This is a genomic window from Janthinobacterium sp. BCJ23 (assembly GCF_059617945.1).
In genome coordinates, this window is sequence record NZ_JCAQAW010000001.1 from 684088 (window position 1) to 704310 (window position 20223).

Consider the following 20223-nt stretch of genomic DNA (forward strand, 5'->3'; position numbering starts at 1 on the left):
GTATAGGAAGAGATAGATAGTAGCAGCTTTTATTCGGAAAGGGAAGCCCCTCCCCCACTTGCGTGCGGCATGCAGCCTGCGGTCGCTGCCGGAATGTGGCGTAAACCACGCACCGGGGTCGGCGCACCGGGCGCCAGAACCTCATCCTACAGACTTGCTTACTGCAAGGCAATACCTGCCGCCACGCCGGAAGCCCAGGCCCACTGAAAGTTGTAGCCGCCCAGCCAGCCCGTCACGTCGACCGATTCGCCGATGAAATACAGGCCCGGCACCTTATTGGCCATCATGGTCTGCTGCGACAGTTCGCGCGTGTCGATGCCGCCACGCGTCACTTCGGCCTTGCGGTAGCCTTCGGACCCGTTCGGCACGATGGACCAGGCATTGATGGCCAGCCCCAGCTTGCGCAGCTGCGCGTCGGGCATATCGGCGATGCGCGCGTCCGGCGCCAGGCCGTTGACGGCCAGCAGGCAGTCGGCCAGGCGCTGCGGCAGCCATTGGGCGACGATATTGCCCAGCTGCTTCTTCAAGGTGCCCTTGCCTTCGATCAAGGTCTGCGCCACGTCCACTTCCGGCAACAGATTGATGACGATGGGCTCGCCCGGCAGCCAGTAGCTGGAAATCTGCAGGATCGCCGGGCCCGACAGGCCGCGGTGCGTGAACAGCAAGTCTTCGCGGAAACGCGCGCCCGTCGCCTTGCGGCCTTTCAGACTGCCCGTTTCCACATCCACTTCCAGGGCGATGCCGGACAATTCCGCGAACGGCGCCCAGCTGGCTGCATCGAACGTCAGCGGCACTAGGGCCGGACGCGGTTCGACCATCGTCAAGTCGAATTGCTTGGCGATGCGGTAGGCAAAATCCGTGGCGCCGATCTTCGGGATTGACAGGCCGCCCGTGGCGATGACGATGCTGGCCGTCTCGATGTCGCCGCTATCGGTCTGCAGCACGAAACCGCCATCCGCTTGCTGAGCAACATTGTCGATCTTGCATGGCATGCGCCAGTGCACGCCGCCAGCGGCGCACTCGTCCTTGAGCATGTCGATGATCTGCTCGGCCGATTCATTGCAAAACAGCTGGCCCTTGTGCTTCTCGTGGTAGCCGATCCGGTATTTTTTCACCAGCGCGAGGAAATCCTGCGGCGTGTAGCGCGACAGCGCGCTCTTGCAGAAATGCGGGTTTTCCGAGAGGAAGTTCTGCGGGGTGGCGTTGATATTGGTGAAATTGCACCGTCCACCACCGGAGATGCGGATCTTTTCGGCCAGCTTGGCCGCGTGATCGATCAACACCACGCGCTTGCCCTGCTGGGCGGCCACCGCCGCACACATCATGCCGGCCGCGCCCGCGCCGATCACTGCCACATCAAATTGTTTTGCCATAAGAATTCCGGTCACCGCTGATTACAAAGACGCCATTGTAAACTGCGGCGACGCGGCTAGCGCGGCCGTGCCGCAATCTGCCGCGATGCTATCAAGCATTGCGTCACCTGCTCGGCGATCGACGGCGGCACGGGCACCTCGCCGCACAGCACGGCCGCGATCCAGGCCGCCGTGGTGGCCGCATCGCGCTCGGCCGGCAAATGCGGCAACTCTTCCACGAGCAACTGCTTTTCCACCAGCACCGTGCGTTCCACGCCATGGAACCAGTCGATCTGCTGCGCCTTGTTGGCGTTGGCCACCGTCTCGCCCTCCGTGCCACGCATGAGGAAAGCGTCGCCGCGCGCGGGATCAGAGGCGGTGAGGAAATGTTCGCCGAGCATTTCCAGATATTCCGGATGCGTGTACGACACCAGACGCAGGGCAGGACCGGCGAACGGCTGCATGATTTTCACCAGGGTATGCGTGGAATTGCGCACGCCCAGCACGCGCCGCAGCGACAGCATCCAGGCCAGGCGCGGCGCCAGGGCCTCGATGGGCAGGAAGGCAGCCTCCCCGCGCGCCATGGTGGCCTCGGCTTGCGCATGGTCCTTGGAAGCGGGCACGCCCAGCGCGGCCAGCACTTCGGCCGTCGTGATGCGGCCCGGGTCGCTGGTCACGCCATGCACGAGCACGGGTGCGCCCGCGCGCGCCAGCAGCAGCGCCAGCAAGGCCGTCAGGTTGGCCATCTTGCGCGCGCCGTTGTAGCTGGGAATGATGATCGGGGCAAATTCGCCGGCCGGCGCGGCCAGCGGGGCAAATGAGGCTTCGGCAGCGTCGAGGAAGCCGGCGATCTCGTCCACTGACTCGCCCTTGATGCGCATCGACAATAAAATGCCGCCCAGCTCCAGGTCCGACACGCGGCCCTCGAGCATGGCGCGGTACAGGGCGCAGGCGTCGTCGCGCGTCATGCTGCGCGCGCCGTTCTTGCCGCGTCCTATTTCCTTGATGAAACGTGCTGCGGGGAATGGCTCACCGGCCACATCGGTATGGGGTATGGAAACAGTCGTCATGGCGCCAGCTTACACGGATTTTTCCCCTTGCAGACGGGCAGGCAGGCGGCTTAGGCGACTATGCAACAGTCTTTCAAGCAATTTTTCGATGAAGGTGCATCGCGGCTGCATCCAAACGCGCCGCCGCTGCGTATAAGACTGCACAGGGGGACTCATCATGGAACACGCGATCAAACGGGAAACAGCCTTCGTCGGCATCGAAACGAGCAAGCTGCTGCTGAAAGCCGTGCTGCTCTCGGGTAACGAAGTGCTGTGCAAAGTGCTGGAAAACGACGTGGCCGGCTACCGCTGGCTGCGCAGCTGGCTGCAAAGGAACGACGTGCCCGTCATCGGCTTGCGCGTCTGCATGCGCCTCGATATGCCGTACAGCGAGGCGCCCGCCCGCATGCTGGCCGACATGGGCATGGTGGTTTGCGATGCCCAGCCCGCGCAACTGAACGACTATCTGCGCGGCCAGGGCTTGCCCGATGACGCGGCGCACAGCGCCGTGGTGCTGGCCAACTACTGTGCGCACAGGCGCCCCGCGCGCTGGACGCCGCCCTCGCCCGCCTACGTGGAACTGCGCCTGTGGCTGCGCCGCCTGCACGCCATCGAAGGCGTGCGCCAGCAGGAATCGGCGCGCCTGAATGTGCATCTGCAGGCTGGCCAGCATGCGCTGCACGCCTTGCTGCGCCAGCAGATCGCCTGCCTCGACGCGCAGATACGCCAGCACGAAAGCGCCATCCTCGAGCATGTAAAGCGCCATCCCGGCCTGCCCCGGCCGCCCGAGCTGGCCGGCAACTACCAGCGCATCGCCCGCTACAGCGTTGGCGCCAGCCTGGCCGGCGGCCATTGAACGCACAGGGCCGGCAGCGTGCCGGCCCTGCCATAAAAACAACTGAACCATTGCCGTTTTGGCCCCATCCCCGCCGCCAGGCCGCATTTCCGCTACACTATTGCCTCTTAAAGAACGCAATCGCGAAAGCCGAGCCAGAATCATGAATACGCCAGACATCGAAAATATCAACGTCACCTCTTTCGCGCCCATGCCGACACCGGCCGAACTGCACGCCAAGCTGCCCCTGTCGGAGAGCGCCTTCGACACCGTCAGCCGCGGCCGCGAAGCGCTGCGCAACATCATCGACCGCAAGGACCAGCGCCTGTTCGTCGTCGTCGGCCCATGCTCGATCCACGACCCCGTCGCCGGCCTCGATTACGCGCGCCGCCTGAAAGCGCTGCAAGAGGAAGTCAAGGACACGATGCTGCTGGTGATGCGCGTGTATTTCGAAAAACCGCGTACCACCACGGGCTGGAAAGGCTATATCAACGACCCGTACATGGACGATTCGTTCAAGGTCAATGAAGGCATGGAAAAGGCGCGCCAGTTCCTGCTCGACGTGTGCGAACTGGGCCTGCCCACCGCCACCGAAGCGCTGGACCCGATCTCGCCGCAATACCTGGGCGACCTGATCGCCTGGACCGCCATCGGCGCGCGCACGACGGAATCGCAGACGCACCGCGAAATGTCGTCGGGCCTGTCGACCCCGGTCGGCTTCAAGAACGGCACCGATGGCGACATCAGCATCGCCGTCAACGCGATTTTGTCGTCGGCGCACCCGCACTCCTTCCTGGGCATCAATGGCGAAGGCAACGTCGCCATCGTGCGCACGCGCGGCAACGCGTATGGCCACGTCGTGCTGCGCGGCGGCGACGGCCGTCCGAACTACGATTCGGTGTCGATCGCCATCGCCGAACAGGCGCTGGCCAAGGCCAAGCTGCCGGCCAATCTGGTGGTCGACTGCTCGCATGCGAACAGCTACAAGAAGCCGGAACTGCAACCGCTGGTGATGGGCGACGTGGTCAACCAGATCCGCCAGGGCAACCGCTCGCTGGTGGGCGTGATGATCGAATCGAACATCGTCGGCGGCAACCAGAAGATCCCGCAAGACCTGTCGCAACTGACCTACGGCTGCTCCGTCACCGACGGCTGCATCGACTGGGACACGACGGTGGCCATGCTGCGCGATGCGCATGCGCATCTCGTCAATCGCCCGGCGTAAAATATTACGGCCAACAATGTTGTCGGATTACGGCCCTGTGGGCCTAATCCGACCTACTCGACCGGCCGTAGGTCGGCTTAGCGCACAGCGCGCAAGCCGACACCACCACGAGACATATCATGCCATCTGCACATGCGGCAGCAGCGCAAACGAGCCGGCCAGCGCCTGCTCGGCCTTGCTGGCCGGGACATTGAGCTCCTTCAAGTCCAGGTAGATGCGTCCGTCCAGGATGCGCACGGCGTACATGCGCGCCATGCCCTGCACGGGCGCCACCAGGCGGCCCGAATCAAGCTCGATGATCCAGCTGTTCTTCGGCCCCATCAGATTTTTCTCCATCAGCACCCCATGCGCGAGCGGGCCGCCCAGGCAAGGCACCGTGTCGAGCAGCGCGTACACCGTATCGTCAGCTGCGCGAAACAGCGCCACACCCGGTAAATCCTGCCACGCCAGGCCCCGCTGCACCATGCGCGCGCCCTCCAGCGGCATGTCCTTCAGGCGGCAAATCATTTTCCATTGTTCTGGCATCGTGAACTCCCTTGAAAAGGCACACGCATGCATAAGCAAGAGTGGTGCCATGAACGGTGTCGCAGAGGCGCCGAGGTGGTACCTCACCATGTCAGGCAATGACGCACCAGCACGGCGCAAAAATAGCCGGAAAACAGTGCATGAAAACAAAGGCAATGCGGCAAACGAAAACAATCACCGATGCTTTTTTACTAAATACATGTATTATTGGCATGCATTTTAAGCATCATTTCGATGAAGATTTCCCACTGTCCAACAAAGAGGTTCATATGCATCCTTCCACACGACTTGCCGCAATCGGTTTCGCCGCCTTCCTGATGATGCCTGGCGCGCATGCCGCTCCTCCCGCCGATCTCGGCTCCATCACCATCAACTATCCGGCGGAAGTTCAATACTGGTTCGACAAACCTGCAAGTCCCACGCTCGTTTCCAGCACACCGGGAGCGGCTACCCTGGATTTCGGCGCGGGCTTGAACAAGTACAACTCGGTTCCCCTCCTAGGCACGCAATCATTCCAGCTGACGGCAAAGCCTGGCTACAAGATCACCGGCTTCTCCTATTCATCGCAACTGTCCGGTCTATTGCAGGACAGCGAGGCGCCGCCAGGTTACAGCGGACAACCTGGCCATGCCACCAGCGTCGCCACGGCCTATCTGTCTGTGCGCGGCACAGATGGCAAGCAGCTCAGTCTCGTGGGAGCGAAGGAGGAAAATATCAAGGGAAGCGGCCTGCTCAGCTTTAATACCGGCCTGCTGGATCTGCCTGATACTGTCAGCCTTAGCCTCGAAGGCAACCTGTTCCTCCAATTGGGCTATGGCTACTACTACAATGAGTTTGGCGACGAACGGAAAATATCATCGAGTGGCTGGCTGGGCGCCGAAAATTCCTTCCTGACTATCCATACCACCGCTCTGCCGGTACCAGAACCGTCGACCTGGATGATGCTGCTGGGCGGCCTGCTGCTGCCATGGGTCGTCAGCCGCCGTCAACGCGCGCGCGCTGCCTGATCGCGCTTGAGCATGGGTGCAAATGCCACGCGGCGCTTGCACCCTGGAACCTGCTGGTGGGCTTTCCATTACAATGGCGGATTACTCCTCCCTATTTAGCACCTTCATGATTGTTCTTGGCGTCGAATCCTCCTGTGACGAAACCGGCCTGGCCTTGTACGACACGCAACGCGGCCTGCTGTCGCACGCCCTCTATTCGCAAGTCGCCATGCACGAGCAATATGGCGGCGTGGTGCCGGAGCTGGCGTCGCGCGACCATATCCGCCGCGCCATCCCGCTGCTCGAAGAAACCCTGACCAAGGCTGGCATCACCCTGCCCGAGATCGACGCCATCGCCTACACGCAAGGTCCTGGCCTGGCCGGCGCGCTGCTGGTCGGCTCCTCCGTTGCCTGCAGCCTGGGCCTGGCCATCAACAAGCCGGTGCTGGGCATCCACCACCTGGAAGGCCATCTGCTGTCGCCCTTGCTGGCGTCCGAGCCGCCGGAATTTCCGTTCATCGCCCTGCTGGTGTCGGGCGGCCACACGCAGCTGATGCGCGTCGATGGCGTGGGCCAGTACACGATGCTGGGCGAAACGCTCGACGATGCGGCCGGCGAAGCGTTCGACAAGTCGGCCAAGCTGCTGGGACTCGGTTATCCTGGCGGCCCCGCCATTTCGCGCCTGGCCGAATTCGGCGATCCGCTCGCGTATAAACTGCCGCGCCCGATGCTGCATTCGAAGGATTTCAATTTCAGCTTTTCCGGCCTGAAGACGGCCGTGCTGACGGTGGTGAAAAACCATGAAGAAAAAGTCATCGCGAATATCTGCGAGCAGGACAAGGCAAATATCGCGCGCGGCTTCGTCGACGCCATCGTCGACGTGCTGACAGCCAAATGCGTGGCTGCCCTCAAGCACACGGGCTTGAAACGCCTGGTGATCGCCGGCGGCGTGGGCGCCAACGCGCAGTTGCGCGCCTCGCTCAACGCGGCCGCCGCCAAGAAGCGTTTTAAAGTGTATTACCCGGAGCTGGAATTCTGTACCGACAACGGCGCCATGATCGCCTTTGCCGGCGCCATGCGCCTGCAGATCAACCCCGACGCCGCCAAGCACGATTACTCGTTCAACGTGCGCCCGCGCTGGGCGCTGGACGAAATCCGCGAAGTTTAATCGTTTGGGGACAGTCCCGTCGGGCCTGTCCCCTGCCGTTTGTCGCTTTTTCTCCAGCGCCTACTTCGCCAGCAAAAAATTCCGCCCCGCAGCCACGCTCCCTTCCGCCACCGTTTCATCCTTCAATCCTACGCCCGATAGCTGCCGGCTGAACGCCTGCGACAGCAAATAATGCAGCCGGTACGCCGCCTGCGCATACGCCAGCCCCTCCGGACGCACGTTCGAAATGCAGTTGCGGCGCTCGTCCAGCAAGCCCACTGCAGGTGCCCACGTCAGGTACAGGCCCAGGCTGTCCGGGGAACTCAAGCCCGGCCGCTCGCCGATCAGCACCAGCACGGCCTTCGCTTGCAACAGTTGCCCCACCTCGTCGCCAACGGCCACCCGTCCCTGCGCCACGATGTGCAGCGGCGACAGCGTCCACGTCTCCAGCGCCAGCCTTTCGCGCAGGGCGGCCAGGAACGGTGCCGCGTGACGCTGCACGGCCAGCGCCGACAGGCCATCGGCCGCCACCAGCGCCAGGTCGACTCCCGTAGCAGCGGTGGCCAGCCGCGCCCGTGAGCCTTCGTCGAGCCGGCGCCCCAGGTCGGGGCGTTGCAGATAGTCGGCGCGCGTGGCGGCGGCGCTGTGCAGCTGCACGCAATCTTGCCCCTGCGCGGCGAGAACGCGCGCCAGGCCCTCGCCATCGAGCGCCAGGTGCACGGCGTCGCGCGCCTGCGCGTGGGCCAGCTGGAACGCCAACTGCGCCTTGGTCGGCACGCTGACGCCACGGCGCCCGAGCGCGATGCGCGCCGCCGTATGCGCGCGCAGGGCCTGCCAAGGGTTGGTTTCGTCCATGCGCCCTCCTAGTCGTCCAGGCGCAGCAGGGCCGCCTGGAAAGCCGGCGCCAGCGCTTCGCTCAAGCGGCCCTGCCCATCCGTGATCTGCATGCGCGCCAGCCAGGCCGCGAATTCCGGCGCAGGGCGCAAGCCCAGCACCCGGCGCGCATACAGGGCGTCGTGGAACGAGGTGCTCTGGTAACCGAGCATGATGTCGTCCGCGCCCGGCACGCCCATGATGAAATTGCAGCCGGCCACGCCCAGCATAGTCAGCAAGGCGTCCATGTCGTCCTGGTCCGCTTCCGCATGGTTGGTGTAGCACACGTCGCAGCCCATGGGCAGCCCAAGCAGCTTGGCGCAGAAATGGTCTTCCAGCCCCGCGCGCATGATCTGCTTGCCGTCGTACAGATATTCGGGGCCGATGAAGCCCACGACGGAATTGACCAGCAGCGGCTGATACGCGCGCGCCACCGCATACGCGCGTGCCTCGCACGTCTGCTGGTCCATGCCGTGGTGGGCGCCGGCCGACAGCGCGCTACCCTGCCCCGTTTCGAAATACATGACGTTGTTGCCCACCGTGCCGCGCCCCAGCGACAGGGCCGCCGCCCGCCCCTCGGCCAGCAGCGCCAGGTCGATGCCGAAGCTGCGGTTGGCCGCCTGCGTACCCGCCACCGACTGGAACACGAGGTCGACGGGCGCGCCGCGGCGTATCGCCTCGATGGTATTGGTGATGTGCGTGAGCACGCATGACTGCGTGGGAATCCGGTACTGGTCGATGACGGCGTCGAGCAGGTGCAGCAGCGAGACCACCTGTGCCACATTGTCGGTGGCCGGATTGATGCCGATCACGGCGTCGCCGCTGCCCAGCAGCAGGCCATCGACGACGGAGGCGGCAATGCCTGTGGCGTCGTCCGTCGGGTGGTTCGGCTGCAGCCGCGTGGACAAACGGTTTTCCAGGCCCAGGGTATTGCGAAAGGCCGTGACGACCCGGCACTTGCGGGCCACCAGCACCAGGTCCTGCAAGCGCATGATTTTTGAGACGGCGGCCGCCATTTCCGGTGTGATGCCGGCGGCGACACGCGCCAGCGTTTGCGTATCCGTTGCATCGTCCAGCAGCCAGTCGCGGAAATCGCCCACGCACAGGTGCGCAATCGGCGCAAAGGCGGCGCGCGCGTGCGAGTCGATGATCAGGCGCGTGACCTCGTCCTCCTCGTACGGCACCAGCGCCTCGCTGAGGAATAGCGGCAGCGGCACGTCCGCCAGCGCCAGCTGCGCGGCCACCCGTTCCCGCGCGCTGGCAGCCGCCACGCCGGCCAGTACGTCGCCCGAACGCAGCGGCGTGGCCTTGGCCAGCAGCTCTTTCAGGCTGGCGAACTGGTAAACATGGCTGTCTATCGTATGGCTGAATGAGGGCATGGGCGTCTCCTGATGGGGTCAGACCCGGCGGGTCTGACCCCGGAGCATGCCTCATTCTACGCTCAGAACGGCGGCTACAGGCTGCGCAGCGCCCCTTCCAGCTGCGGATAGCGGAAGGCAAAGCCGTCGGCCAGCAAGCGGCGCGGCGCGACCCGCTGGCCTTCGACCAGCAAATCGGCCTGCTCACCCAGCAAGGCTTGCATGACGAAGGCCGGCGTGGGCATGAAGCTGGGGCGGTGCAGCACGGCGCCCGCCACTTGGGCGAAGCGGCGCTGCGCTATGGCTTCCGGCGCGCAGAAGTTGTATGCGCCGCTCACGGCCTGCTCTTCGCTGCGGCGCGCCAGATGGGCGATGCCGCGGATCACGTCGCGCACGTGCACCCACGTGACCCATTGCCTGCCGCTGCCCAGCGGGCCGCCCACGCCGAAGCGGACCGGCAGCAGCATTTGCGGCAGCGAACCCTGGTGGCCGAAGACGAGGCCAAAGCGCATGCAGCCCACCTGCACGCCAAATTTCTCCGCCTGGCGCGCGGCCGCTTCCCACTCCTGGCACAGCTGCGACATGAAGATGGCTTGCGGCGTGCTCTCCTCCGTCAATTCCGTGTCGTCGCCCTGCGGCTGCACGCCGTAGTAGCCGATGGCAGACGCCGACAGCAGCACCCGCGGCTTGTGCTGCGCGCGGGCGATCCACGCCACCAGTGCCTGCGTCAGCGCGACGCGGCTGCGGCGCAAGGCCGTCTTGCGCGCCTCCGTCCAGCGCCGCCCGACGATGCGCGCGCCGGCCAGATTGACGACCATGTCGATGCGCTGCGCGTCCGCCAATTCGTCGAACGACTGGATACAGCGCACCTGGCCATCAAAGGTCCACGCGGCCTGCTTCGGCTGGCGCGTCAGCACCGTCACGGCATGGCCGTCGGCCAGCAAGGCGGCAACCAGCTGCTGGCCGATGAAACCCGTGGCGCCCGTCACCAGCACGGATTGCGGCGTGCTGGCAAAGCGCAGGTGCTCCTCTTGCTCTGCCGTCTCTTGCACTTGGCGCCGTCCCAGCTGCCAAACGGCATACGCGTCGCGCAGGCCGGACAAGCCCACGCCCACACCGCACAGGGCGAGGAAGACGCTGAGCCAGCCATACGGTTGCCACATGAGGGCCGTCGGCAAGCTCGCCCATTCGCTGCTGTTCAGGGCCAGCAGGGCGATGAAGGCGCCCGCGTTAATCGCCAGCACCGTGTGCGTGACCCGCTCCGTGGCGGGCAAGAGGCGCGTCTGGTCCTCGACGACGAAGTCCCACAGGGTCAGCACGATTTCCACGCCAAACACGATGACCAGCACCCAGGCCCAGGCGCCATGCCACTCCCACGCGGCCAGGCCCACGAACAGCAGGCTGTAGATCAAGGCGCGCGTCGCGTGGATCGTCAATTCAAGGCGCGCCGACGCCTTTTGCGGCAGCGCCTCCGTGATTTCATGGTGGTAGATGGTGTCGAAGGCGCCCAGGCAGCCTTGCGCCGCCATCAGTTGCAGGGCCAGCAGATGCGTATTCATGGTGTCTCCTTCATTTCCGGTGCGGCCGATTCACGGAACACGCCCGCCTGCGTGAACGTGGTGCCGAACAGCGCGTGGCGAATTTCGATGCGGATGTTGAACTGCTGCGGCGTTTCATTGCGGTGGCACAGAAAGGTCTTGCCGGGCGTGAGCATGCCGGGCAGCGGCATGCGCCAGCCGAAAAGATCCCAAAAATAGCCGTCGCTGGTAAAGTGCAGATTGCCGTCTTCCACGTGCAGCACCAGCTTCATGCCCAGGCCCATGCCCACGTATTCGAGCACTTCACCTGTCGCGCTTTCCGCCATGTAGGATGTGAAGCGGATCGGCGCGCGGCCATGCAGACGGTAGGTGCGCTGCTTGAAGATGAAGGGGCAGCCGGGGCGCGAATAGACTTCGATATCGACGGGAAAATCGTGATCGTCATGCGGAATCAGGGCGCCGTCGATGAAGGGGCGCGTCAACCAGCCGAGGAATTTTCCCAGGCGCGAGCTGGTGAGTTCACTGAGTTCACCCCGGTAATACAGGGGCTGGCCCGGCGCGGGATTTTTCTCGAAGCGGCGGCGGATGTCCGGGTGCAGCGTGAGCCATTGCGCGCCCATCACCTTTTTGAACAGTTCTCCTTCCGAAGGGCCGTTCATGATTTTGCGCGCTTGCCAGGTTTGTCTTCCGGGCTGAGGAACTTGGCTACCTTGCCGCCCATCGACAGCATGCGCTGCAGGGTCGCCGGTGGCAAATTCTTGTAATCGCTGTAGGTGCTGCTGAGCATTTCCAGGAACGCCAGCACTTCGCCCATGCGTTCCAGGGTGGCCGGCGGTATCGCCGCATCGTGCTCGCCCTCGATCGCGCATTCGCGCAGCACCGTCAGGGTGGGATCGATCTCGCGCCGCTTGCGCTCCTCCATGATGACGCGGAAGATTTCCCACACATCCTGCAGGGCGACGAAGTGGTCGCGCCGGTCCCCCATCACGTGCGTACTGCGCGCCAGGCCCCAGCTTTGCAATTCCTTCAGGCTGTTGCTGACGTTGGAGCGGGCCACGTTCAGGCTGGCCGCGATATCTTCCGCCGTCAGCGGTTCATTCGCCAGGAACAGCAGCGCGTGGATTTGCGCCACCGTGCGGTTGACGCCCCAGCGCGTGCCCATTTCACCCCAATGCAAAATGTACTTCTGCGTGGTCGGACTCAGTTCCATGATTTTCTCTTATTTCTGTCGCTACAGAAATGTAAGACGGAACGGAAACCGAGTCAAGCGCGATTCGTCAGGTGCGGGTGGGCGGCTGGCCCATGGCGCGCAGGAACTGCTGCTGCGAGGCGTGCAGCTGGCCGTAGCCGAGTTCGCGGTAGACGAGGCCGTGGCGCGGCGCCAGTTCGGCCAGGATGCGCGCCAGCGCCGGGTAGTGGCGGTGGTTCCAGGTGGGGAACAGGTGATGCGTGAGGTGCAGGTTCAAGCCGCCCAGCCAATAGCCGAGCCAGCGCAGCGCGCGCGGTTTCGGCGTCCAGTCGCAGGCCGTATAAAACGTGTGCTGGTACCAGTCGTGCGGCAAGGTGCCGTCCACGCCCGGCTGGAAAAATTCCACTTCGGCCCAGTGGGTGCCAAGGATCAGCGCCACCAGCGCGCACGAGGCGATCATCTGGCCCAGGAAATACGCGCCCAGCACCACGCCCCAGCTTATGCCGTGCTGCTGCAGTACCCACATGGGCAGCGCCAGCACCAGCGCCACGTGGCCCAGCTTCCAGCCGAGGAACGACAGCCAGCCGCGCCAGCCCTGCAAGCGGCTGTGCGCGGCCACGGGTGTCTTGCCGAAGCGGTCCATCCAGTCGCCATACCAGTTCAGGTACGGCAGCGACAAGGCCGCCACCACGGGCCAGTACAGGTATTGATAGCGGTACTGGGGCGACCAGCGTTGGAACGGCGTCTGGCGCAGGAAGGGGTTCGGCTCCGTGTCGAGGTCATAGCCTTCCACGTTCGCATACGTGTGATGGAAGTGCACGTGGCGGATGGTCCAGAAATCCGTATCCACGCCCACGGGCAAGCCCACCAGGCGTATCAGCACGCGGTTCAGGAAGCCCCGGCGGAAGATGGCGCTGTGGGCCGCATCGTGCAGGGTATTCATGGCCAGCGCCATGGCCGCGACCAGGCAAGCCACATAGCTGGCGACAAACGGCCAGGTGCTGCCGGCATTCAGCGCCAACGCATACAGGCCCACCGCCAGCGCGGCCAGGAACACGGTTTTCGCATGCAGGCGCGCGTCGCCGAAGCGGTGCGTTCCTTCATCCGCCAGGTAGGCGTCGGCGCGGGCGCGCAATTCGCGGCGGAAGGCCGAATCGCGGGCGGGCTGGAAGCGCAGCGGCGGCAGCGAAGGTACAGGCTGCGTCACGCGCGCGTCCCCGCTGCCGCCGGCCACCACAGGCGGCGCGCGCCGTCGAGGCCATGCGCCAGCAGCGCGGCCAGGAAGACCATGCCCCACACGTCGCGCGCGCCATACCAGCCCAGGTAGAGGGCCGGCATGGCCAGCGCGATGGTGACCCAGGCGATGGCGCCCCAGCGGCGCGCGTCGGACAGGCCGCCCAGCGCCAGGGTGCCGCCAAAGATCAGCGCGAACAGGATCGCCTGCTGCGCGCCAGCCAGCACCGCTTCATGGTTGACGTAATAGATCACGAGACCGAACAGGATCACGCCGCCGATGCCGATGAACAGCTCGGGCACGTGGAAGGTGCCGCGCGACTGCCAGTGGGGAAAGCGCGCGCGCAGCCATGTAAATAGTTTGCCGTTGCTGGCCAGCAGCGGGTTGTGCGTGGGTGTCATGCCCTTCACGCCATAGCGCATTTCCACGCCCTCGAGTTCGGGCTGGAAGCTGCCAAACAGCCTGTCCCACAGCAGCAGGGTGCCGCCGAAATTGCGGTTGATGTAGCGTTTATCGGTGCCGTGGTGCACGCGGTGGTGCGACGGCGTGACCATGAAACGATCGAGGATGCCGGATTTGTTCACCAGCGCATTGTGGTTATAGAACTGCACCGTGTAATGCAGCGACGAGACAACAAGGAAGATTTCCAGCGGCACGCCCAGTACGGCCAGGATGGCGATGAAGGGGAAATTCGTCAGCGACGAATACCAGGAATTGCGCACGCCCAGCGACAGGTTGAAATGCTCGCCCTGGTGGTGCACCACGTGCACGGCCCACAGCAAGGGGATTTTATGGTGCAGCCGGTGCATCCAGTAAAAGCACAAGTCCCAGGCAAAAAACGCGAATATCCATTGCGCCGCCACGGGCCACTGGTCGACGACGTGCAGGTTCGCATGGCGCAGCAGCAGGGCGAAGGCCGCCACTTCCACGCCGCGGAACACCCACATCAGGATATGGCCGGAATTGAGGTTGAAGATCACGTCCTTCCACGGCACGGGCGTCTTGCGTACCCATTTGAGTATCAGCAGTTCGGCCAGCACGAAGGCCAGCATGATCAGGAACGACAGGGCAAATGGATTCATCATGGTGCGGTGTTGATGGAAACGGCGCGGCGGGCAGCCAAGGATACCTGCATTTTCGCCAGCATGCCGCCAGCGATGCCAACAAACAGGCCGGCGGCCAGGTCGATGCTCACGTGCCGGCGCAGCGCGATGATGGCGTAGCAGATAGCCACGCCCAGCACCAGGGCCAGCGCGGAACGAACCAAGTGGCGTTTGTCGCACAGGGCCCATACGCACAGCAGGGTGAGGGCGCCGTGCAGCGACGGCAGGCAGTTTTGCGTGGAGTCCGCCGCCTGCAGCATGCGCAGCGCCTGCGTGCTCCAGGCGCCGCCCTCGCCCACGGACGGGTAGGCGAGCGTGGTCGGATACAGCAGGAAGACCACGCCGCACAGGATGGCGGAAAGCGCCATGGCGCGTGCCAGCCAGCGCACGCGGGCCGCATCGGCCGCCAGGTAGGCGTACGGGATCAGGATGAAGAAGGACAGGTACAGCCAGATGGCAGAGTCGCTGTAGGGGATGGCGCGGTCGATGGCCGTTTCGGGCAGCAGTACCCCCTGCCCTTGCAGCAAATCGCTGGAAAAATACACGAGGCCGACGCTGCCCCAGCCAGCCAGCAAGTGCAGCAGGCGGGAATACAGCGTCATGGTGTCTACAGATTTCATGCGGTGGCAAGGCGCCGGATGCGGCGCCGTTTCATGGTGGGGTCAAAGGGAGGCAGTTCGCTGCTCGCCGTCCAGGCGAGGCTATCGACAGCCACGCCCAGGCCCTGCAGCACCGTTGCCAGGTGCGTGCGCAGGGCGGCCAGGCCCGCATCGTCCAGCGCCGCATGCAGCTGCAGGGCAGCTTCGCCCGTTTGCACCAGGCGGTAATCGGCATCGGCCGGCAAGGCTTGCGCAAACGCGCGCGTCAGCACGTCGGCAAACACGGCGACCGGTGAGCCGCCTTGCACAGATGGCAAGGATGGCAAGAACAACATATCGTCGCAGCGCCCTTCGATGCCATCGATGGCGCGCGTGGCGCGGCCGCACGGGCATGGCGCGGCGCGCGCGATCAGGATATCGTCCAGGCGGTAGCGCACGATGGGCTGCGTGATGCGCGTAAAGTCCGTAATCACGGGTACGAAACGGCGCGGTTCACCGTCTTCCGCATCGAGCCACTGCGGCTCGATGTGCACGTATTCTTCGTTCAGGTGCAGCACGCCGTGCTCGCAGCTGCTGGCAAGGAAACCCTCGGTGGCCTGGTAGATTTCATGCACGGCGCCAAACGCCTGCACGATCAGCGTGCGGTCCTGCGCTTCCAGCACTTCGGCCACGGAGATGACTTTTTTCGGCGCCAGCGCGAGGCTGCCGTCGATGACGCGCAGGGCCAGCTGGCGCAGCACCTGGGCCGGCGCGACGATGACGGATGGCCGGTATTGCGCCAGCCGCGCGCACAGTGCGTCGAACGGTTCGAACAGATCGTAAAAGGCAAAGGTCAGCCACGGCGAACGTACGGCCGTGTACAGATTGCTGTTCGAGCGCAGAAACAGGGCCACGCGCTCGCCGGAAAACAGGCCGTCGGGCAGCGCCTTGGCCAGCATCACGCCCGCCCATTGCGCCTTTTCGCGGGGGCTGACGGTAAACACGGCGCGCCGCGACGAAGTGCCCGACGACAGGCCCACCGTGATGTCGCCCACGGCCGGCGTGAAGTCGCGGCTATGCTCGGCCGCCATGGCCGCATCCATCGCCTGCGCCAGCGTCACCCCTTGCGTGTTCATGGCATCGAAATGCTCGAGCATCAGCGCCTTGTTCATCGTCGGCCACTGCGCCAGCGGCAAGTTGCGGTATGGGGCAAAGTAGCGGCTGCGCGCGCACAGCGTGTCGATAAAACGGGCCAGTTGCCGCCGCTGGTAGGCGGCCAGCTGCGCGCGGTCCGCAAAGCGCAAGCGGCGCGTGCGCCAGTACGACAGCAACAGCCAGACGATACGCTTCACGGGCGGCCCGCCACGGCAATGTAGTCGACCGTATCTTCATGCGTGATGCGGATCTGCGCATTGCCCGACTGGTGCAACTGGTGCAGCCGGTTCAGGGTGGCGTAGTACGGCGCGCGCTTGTGCTGGATGATGAAAGACAGTTCCGATGGTCCGCGCAACTGCTGGAAGCTTTCCGGCACCCAGGCCGCGTCCGACGCCAGCAGGGTCCAGCCGCCCTCCTGCAGCACGAAGGCGCCCAGATGGCCGATGGCGTGGCCGGGCAAGTCAACGATGTAGATCTCGCCCGTGCCGCTGACGTCGCGCCCGTGCGTGAATGGCAGCAGGGCCGCCGGCAGGGCCGTTTCGGGCACGCTTTCCACAAAGGCGAGGCGGTCGGCGATATCGTTCGGCAGCAGCTCGGGCACGAAGGCCTGGCGCACGGCGGCCACGCCGGACAGGCCGCGCACGGCGTCCCAACCGGTTTTGGACGCCATCAGCCGCGCGCCGGGAAAGTCGCGCATGCCGGCGATATGGTCGGCGTGAAAGTGCGACAGCAGCAGGGTGTGGATGTCGCCGGGCGAGACGCCATGCGCGCGCAGCTGGCCCTGCAGCGACTCGTTCTCGTCGAAGAAAATCGGCGTCACCCACGCATACATGCGGTACACGCCTTTCGACGTGGCCGCGCGGAAGTGTTCGGCGTAGCCCGTGTCCCACAGGTACAGGCCCGCGCGCGTTTCGATCAGGTAGGCGCGCGAAGGGAAGCAGCGGCTGGCCAGCCCGCTGCCTTTCAGGACCATGCACGAAGGATGCGTGCAGTGGCCGACGCGAAACGCGGTGATGCTAGCCATTGCGCTCCTTGCCCACCTTGTGCGCCGCCGCTTCCTGGCGCATCCACTGCGCCGTGCGGGCGATGCCGTCCTGCAGGCTGACGATGGGACGGTAGCCGAGCACCTTGCGTGCCTTGGCATTATCGAGCGTCATGTCGAAACTGAGCGCGCCTATGCTGTAGGGCGTCAGCGATGGCTCGCGGCGCGTGAAGCGCGAGGCGAACTGCATCAGGCGCGCGACCGCCGCCAGCACGCGGTAAGGCACGCTGACGATCTCGAACGGCTGCTGCAGATGGTCGCAGAACAGGGTGCGCAAGATATCGCACAGACGCGCCGGTTCGCCATTCGTGATGTTGAAGGCGGCGCCCGAAGCGATGGTCTTGTGCACGGTGGCCAGCCACATCGCATGCACGACGTTGTCGACATAGGTGACGTCGATGGTGGCCGCGCCGCCATTGGGCAACGGCAGCTTGCCGCCGCGCTCCTGCAGCACCCTCGCCAGGCGCGGAATCAGGACCTGGTCGTGCGGGCCGAAGATGGCGCGTGGTCGCAGGATCACGCACGTCATACCGCGCTGGCGGTCGACGCACTCCTGCACCAGTTTTTCCGCCATCGCCTTGCTGCGTGCATACGCGTTGACGAAGGCGTCGGGACGGAAGCTTTCCGGCACCTCGTAGCGGTTGCGGTAGTCGAAATAGATGGCCGGGGTGGAGATGTGCACGAAGCGCGCCACGTGCAGGCTGGCGGCCGCGCGCAGCAGCTGGGCCGTGGCCGTGACGTTGGCGGCGATGAAGTCGCGTTCCGCGCCCCATGGCGACGACAGCGCGGCGCAGTGCCAGACGGTGTCCATGCCGCGCACCAGTTCATCGACCTGGCGCGGCGTGGCCTGCGCCAGGTCGAGCGCGACGAATTGCGCGCCCATGCGTTCGAGTTCGCGGCCCACGGCGGCGTTGCGGCCCGTGGCGCGCACTTCCACGCCCTGCGCCAGCAGAGTGCGCACGGCATTGCGCCCCAGCCCGCCCGTCGCTCCCGTGACCAGTATCCGCCTCATCGCCCCACCTTCACAGGTCAAGTATCATGCCGCCGATGGTCAGGCCAGCGGCCGTGCCCATCATCAGCAAACGCTGGCCTGCCACGGCCCGCCCCGTCATCACCGCCTCGTGCAGGGCGGTGGGCAAGGACGCGGCCACCTGGTTGCCATGCGTTTCAAAGATCTTGATGATTTTAGCATCGGGAACGTCGAGGATGCGCGCCGCATGCGCGAGGCCCAGCGGGCTGGCCTGGTGTGGCACGACCACGTCGACTTTATCCAGTCCCGCGCCCGATTCGGCCATCAATTCTGCGAGGAAATCCGGCATCACCTTGACGGCCAGGCGGAACACGGCCTTGCCATCCATGCGGAACAGGTAGTCGCCCGGTTCGCAGCCGTTGCGCGGGTTGCGCTCGGTGCCGCCGCCGCGGATTTCGCAGTAGCGCCGCCCTTCCGGATACGTGCCCATCTTGTAGGCGCGGATGCCAGCGCTGCCGTCGCCCCGCTCGACGATGACGGCGGCGGCGCCGTCGCCAAAGATCATCGACGCTTCCGGCTCGCTCCAGTCGACCCCGCGCGACGCGAGGTCGGACGAGACGATGGCGATGCGCCGATAGGCGCCGCCGGCCAGCATGGACGCGGCCACGCGGAAGGCAGCCATGAAACTGAGGCAGCTGGCGTTGACATCGAAGCTTTGCGTGCCAGGCGGCAAGCCCGCATGTTCGGCCACGAAGCAGGCCGTATTCGGCAACGCCTGCTCGGGCACGCCGCAGGCGCAGATCAGAAGATCGATGTCGGCCGGACGCAGGCTGGCATTCTTCAGCGCATCGAGCAGGGCGGCGGCGCCCAGCTGGCTTTGCGATTCGTCGGGCGCGGCGACAAAGCGCGACAGCACGCCGCTCTTGCGCAAGGTGTAGCCGGTCGGATGACCCAGTTTCAGGTCCAGGCTGGCGGAGGTAACGCTGTGCGACGGCACGGCCTTGCCCGTCGCGATCAGGCGAACTGGAATCATGTTGGCCTTAAAAAAGTAAAGTAAAAACGGTGGATGAAGGGTTCAGGCGCTAATCGCGGGCCAGCGGCGGCAATGCGACACCGCAGTTCTTGCAGAAATTGGCATCGTCGTCGAGCCCTTCTTTCAGGCACGTGGGGCAGGTACGCGTGGTGACCAGCTTGGAGCTGCGCTGTACCGTCATCTCGGCGCTGATAATGCCGGTGGGCACTGCCAGGATGCCCCAGCCCAGCAACATCATCAGCGAGGCGATGGTGCGGCCGATGTCGGTCTTCGGCGTGATATCGCCGAAACCCACCGTGGTCATGGTGCTGATGGCCCAGTATATCGACGTGGGGATACTGCTGAAACCGTTTTCCGGCCCTTCCACCACATACATCACTGTGCCCAGCAGAAAGACTACCATCATGACGAACGACAGGAAGATGAGGATCTTGCGCCGGCTGGCCAGCAAGGCCCGCCCCAGCACCGTGTATTCATGCACATACGACGTGAGCTTGAGGATACGAAACATGCGCAGCAGGCGCAAAATGCGCACGTCGATCAGTACGTGCGCGCCCGGCAACAGCAAGCCGATGTAGGTTGGCACGATGGCCAGCAAGTCGATAACGCCGAAGAAACTCTTGGCGTAGCGCACCGGATGCTGCAGGCACGCCAGGCGGGCGAAGTATTCGATGGTGAATAAAATCGTGAAAAACCATTCGAGCGCCGTCAGCCAGGTGCCATAGCGCTCGGCCACAGAGGCGACACTGCTGAGCACGACCACCGTCACGCTGATCAGGATGGCGGCGATCAGCAGCAAATCGAAGGCGCGGCCCGTGCGCGTTTCCGCCTCGAAGATGACGGTGTACACCTTCTCGCGCCAGCCCCGCTCGGGCTTGCCAAATTTTTGCTGCGTTTCCTGCGCCGCCAGCTGCTGCGGCGTCAGGGGCGCCGCTCCGCTTTTCGTCGCGGCTTTCATGTGGTTGATGTGCTCATATACTATTATTGTATAGATAATTGACAAAGCACGGCGACACGCACTGTTGCGCTAC

At 64.7% G+C, this 20223-nt stretch carries 20 protein-coding genes; 4 read left to right on the forward strand and 16 right to left on the reverse strand.

Annotated features, from left to right (window positions below; all coding sequences use genetic code 11):
- Positions 1 to 158: 158 nt before the first annotated feature.
- Both AC54AG_RS03060 and ybiB read right to left on the reverse strand, forming a co-directional pair.
- Complete coding sequence (locus AC54AG_RS03060; protein ID WP_034746968.1) at positions 159 to 1373, reverse strand: BaiN/RdsA family NAD(P)/FAD-dependent oxidoreductase; 1215 nt, start codon at positions 1371 to 1373, stop codon at positions 159 to 161.
- A 56-nt stretch (positions 1374 to 1429) separates the two neighbouring features.
- The gene (gene ybiB / locus AC54AG_RS03065; RefSeq protein ID WP_496629456.1) at positions 1430 to 2422 is read right to left on the reverse strand and encodes a DNA-binding protein YbiB; all 993 of its coding nucleotides are present in this window, start codon (positions 2420 to 2422) and stop codon (positions 1430 to 1432) included.
- Between the two features lie 157 nt (positions 2423 to 2579).
- Here ybiB and AC54AG_RS03070 point away from each other — a divergent pair, with 157 nt between their 5' ends.
- Complete coding sequence (locus AC54AG_RS03070; protein ID WP_034746962.1) at positions 2580 to 3257, forward strand: hypothetical protein; 678 nt, start codon at positions 2580 to 2582, stop codon at positions 3255 to 3257.
- Between the two features lie 142 nt (positions 3258 to 3399).
- Complete coding sequence (locus AC54AG_RS03075) at positions 3400 to 4461, forward strand: 3-deoxy-7-phosphoheptulonate synthase (protein ID WP_034746960.1); 1062 nt, start codon at positions 3400 to 3402, stop codon at positions 4459 to 4461.
- A gap of 117 nt (positions 4462 to 4578) precedes the next feature.
- Here the strand turns inward: AC54AG_RS03075 and AC54AG_RS03080 are convergent, their stop codons facing one another.
- The gene (locus tag AC54AG_RS03080) at positions 4579 to 4986 is read right to left on the reverse strand and encodes a nitrite reductase (NAD(P)H) small subunit (protein ID WP_496629457.1); all 408 of its coding nucleotides are present in this window, start codon (positions 4984 to 4986) and stop codon (positions 4579 to 4581) included.
- Between the two features lie 140 nt (positions 4987 to 5126).
- On the opposite strand from AC54AG_RS03080, the gene AC54AG_RS03085 reads away from it, so the two are divergent.
- The gene (locus AC54AG_RS03085; RefSeq protein WP_496629458.1) at positions 5127 to 5993 is read left to right on the forward strand and encodes a PEP-CTERM sorting domain-containing protein; all 867 of its coding nucleotides are present in this window, start codon (positions 5127 to 5129) and stop codon (positions 5991 to 5993) included.
- A gap of 106 nt (positions 5994 to 6099) precedes the next feature.
- On the forward strand, positions 6100 to 7140 hold the full coding sequence (gene tsaD, locus AC54AG_RS03090) for a tRNA (adenosine(37)-N6)-threonylcarbamoyltransferase complex transferase subunit TsaD (RefSeq protein ID WP_496629459.1): 1041 nt from the start codon (positions 6100 to 6102) through the stop codon (positions 7138 to 7140).
- Between the two features lie 60 nt (positions 7141 to 7200).
- On the opposite strand, the gene eutC is transcribed toward tsaD, so the two are convergent.
- The 13 genes from eutC to AC54AG_RS03155 all read right to left on the reverse strand — a co-directional run bounded on the left by eutC (position 7201) and on the right by AC54AG_RS03155 (position 20150).
- A complete protein-coding gene (gene eutC / locus AC54AG_RS03095) occupies positions 7201 to 7974 on the reverse strand; it encodes an ethanolamine ammonia-lyase subunit EutC (protein ID WP_496629460.1) in 774 nt (257 codons plus the stop codon).
- Between the two features lie 8 nt (positions 7975 to 7982).
- The gene (locus AC54AG_RS03100) at positions 7983 to 9371 is read right to left on the reverse strand and encodes an ethanolamine ammonia-lyase subunit EutB (RefSeq protein ID WP_496629461.1); all 1389 of its coding nucleotides are present in this window, start codon (positions 9369 to 9371) and stop codon (positions 7983 to 7985) included.
- A gap of 74 nt (positions 9372 to 9445) precedes the next feature.
- A complete protein-coding gene (locus AC54AG_RS03105) occupies positions 9446 to 10909 on the reverse strand; it encodes a TIGR01777 family oxidoreductase (protein ID WP_496629462.1) in 1464 nt (487 codons plus the stop codon).
- Entirely contained in the window at positions 10906 to 11547 is a 642-nt protein-coding gene (locus AC54AG_RS03110; protein ID WP_496629463.1) for a DUF4166 domain-containing protein, read from the reverse strand. Before AC54AG_RS03110 ends, AC54AG_RS03105 begins: the two co-directional genes overlap by 4 nt.
- Positions 11544 to 12098, reverse strand: a complete 555-nt coding sequence (locus tag AC54AG_RS03115) for a GbsR/MarR family transcriptional regulator (protein ID WP_034746943.1) — start codon at positions 12096 to 12098, stop codon at positions 11544 to 11546. The genes AC54AG_RS03110 and AC54AG_RS03115 overlap by 4 nt, the downstream gene beginning before the upstream one ends.
- A gap of 67 nt (positions 12099 to 12165) precedes the next feature.
- Entirely contained in the window at positions 12166 to 13284 is a 1119-nt protein-coding gene (locus tag AC54AG_RS03120) for a fatty acid desaturase family protein (RefSeq protein WP_496629464.1), read from the reverse strand.
- Entirely contained in the window at positions 13281 to 14396 is a 1116-nt protein-coding gene (locus tag AC54AG_RS03125) for a sterol desaturase family protein (RefSeq protein WP_496629465.1), read from the reverse strand. The genes AC54AG_RS03120 and AC54AG_RS03125 overlap by 4 nt, the downstream gene beginning before the upstream one ends.
- Positions 14393 to 15016 (reverse strand): phosphatase PAP2 family protein, encoded by a 624-nt coding sequence (locus AC54AG_RS03130; protein WP_496629466.1) that lies wholly within the window; start codon positions 15014 to 15016, stop codon positions 14393 to 14395. Before AC54AG_RS03130 ends, AC54AG_RS03125 begins: the two co-directional genes overlap by 4 nt.
- Positions 15017 to 15030: 14 nt before the next feature.
- A complete protein-coding gene (locus AC54AG_RS03135) occupies positions 15031 to 16344 on the reverse strand; it encodes a F390 synthetase-related protein (protein WP_496629467.1) in 1314 nt (437 codons plus the stop codon).
- Positions 16341 to 17171, reverse strand: coding sequence for an MBL fold metallo-hydrolase (locus AC54AG_RS03140; RefSeq protein WP_496629468.1), 831 nt, complete (start codon positions 17169 to 17171; stop codon positions 16341 to 16343). The genes AC54AG_RS03135 and AC54AG_RS03140 overlap by 4 nt, the downstream gene beginning before the upstream one ends.
- Positions 17164 to 18201, reverse strand: a complete 1038-nt coding sequence (locus AC54AG_RS03145; RefSeq protein ID WP_319990771.1) for an NAD-dependent epimerase/dehydratase family protein — start codon at positions 18199 to 18201, stop codon at positions 17164 to 17166. Before AC54AG_RS03145 ends, AC54AG_RS03140 begins: the two co-directional genes overlap by 8 nt.
- A 10-nt stretch (positions 18202 to 18211) precedes the next feature.
- Entirely contained in the window at positions 18212 to 19192 is a 981-nt protein-coding gene (locus tag AC54AG_RS03150; protein WP_496629469.1) for a 3-oxoacyl-[acyl-carrier-protein] synthase III C-terminal domain-containing protein, read from the reverse strand.
- A gap of 49 nt (positions 19193 to 19241) precedes the next feature.
- Complete coding sequence (locus tag AC54AG_RS03155; RefSeq protein WP_070301274.1) at positions 19242 to 20150, reverse strand: ion transporter; 909 nt, start codon at positions 20148 to 20150, stop codon at positions 19242 to 19244.
- Between the last annotated feature and the right edge of the window lie 73 nt (positions 20151 to 20223).